The organism is Mucilaginibacter sp. P4_E8 (assembly GCF_056401495.1).
Genome location: NZ_JBFUJG010000388.1, coordinates 1 through 1309 on the forward strand (window position 1 = coordinate 1; position 1309 = coordinate 1309).

1 protein-coding gene is annotated in these 1309 nt (G+C 37.2%); it reads right to left on the reverse strand.

The window, feature by feature from the left end; genetic code table 11:
- Positions 1-506: 506 nt before the first annotated feature.
- Positions 507-1309: PD-(D/E)XK nuclease family protein (locus AC1DRQ_RS31630; protein ID WP_477430129.1), on the reverse strand; the 803-nt coding region annotated here is incomplete at its 5' end.

The following is a 1309-nucleotide window of genomic DNA, read 5'->3' on the forward strand; positions in this document are numbered from 1 at the left end:
CTTGTTTCCAGCGTTTACTGATTCTGTAATTTGCTTGTGGCGTTGCCGTTGGTTCAGTAGTTTCGGAGAGTTTTAGTAGTTCCATTTGTGTTTTCAGGTTGTTTTGAGGTGAGTAATTGGGATTGTTTTGGGATTAGAGGCATTAATGAAGTGAATGTTAGGCAGCATTCTTAGTAAAATTCTGACTTACGTTAGGATTCAATTATGCTGGCCGGGATTTGTGGTTTGTGGCACACTGTTCTTGCCTTTAACACTCAAAACAAATCGTCTTTCATCGGGAACATGGAGAGGGGCTAAATCAAACCTCTTAGCGTGCGTAAAGAACTTTCAAGAAAACTCCACGGGACGTAATTACTAATAGGGAGGGGCGATGTATATAAAAGGGCCGGAGGGGTAATTAGAGAAACCCCCTTTATTGTTAAAGGCGAATGATCAGCAATTAAAGACTCTCATCATTCATTTAGAGGTCTATAATCCCTCGTACTATACCTAATGCAATTATGTTTTTACAAAGCAATATTATGCGAATCCAAAAGGTTTAAGAGTTCCTTAATTTTATGTTTGAACTGAATAGTCATTGATCCGTCGAATACAGCCGTCCAAACCTCTTTACTATCATTCCAGTTATTATATGGTGTTTCAAACGGTCTAAATATTGGCCACCAATCAGATGTTCTGGTGTCTGATGGCTTTATCTTGACCAAAGTCTCTCTCAATTCAGAACCAAAGTGCTCCGGTTGCTCAACAACTATTCCATATAATAAAGTGTTAGAGTAACTCTGAAATCCAAATCCAATACTTGCATCTTTCCAGTCTTCCTTGTAAAAGTACATTCCACTATATTGCTTACTAAAATCAACATCGAAGCTTAACTTCAATCCCATTTCATCTGCCAGAGTACTAAGCTCAACATTAAACTTATCAAGCAATCTTTCCTTAATTCCTTTTAAACTATGAATAATAGTAAAAGCTGCTTCAACATTAGCATAATTGGAAGTGATGAGTGCTGCCAAGTCTTTATTCATCGTATCATTCATAGTCTGATTTGTTAGATATTTAATTAGATTTAGGTATTGCGTGATTGTTTCCCGTATGATTGGGTAAGTTGCTACTTCTTTCCTGCATTGTTCAAGCCAACCAGTAATATGAGTTGAATATGAAATACATTTGAAATCTGTGTCTTCGATCAACGTTCCATAGCTCTCCTTACCTGGTGATTTGCCCTCTAAAGTAAGATACAGTAAATCGGCCGTCAGCGAGTAGTGGTTATATCTTACAAGTTGATTCTTTTGATCTCCTGCATATATTT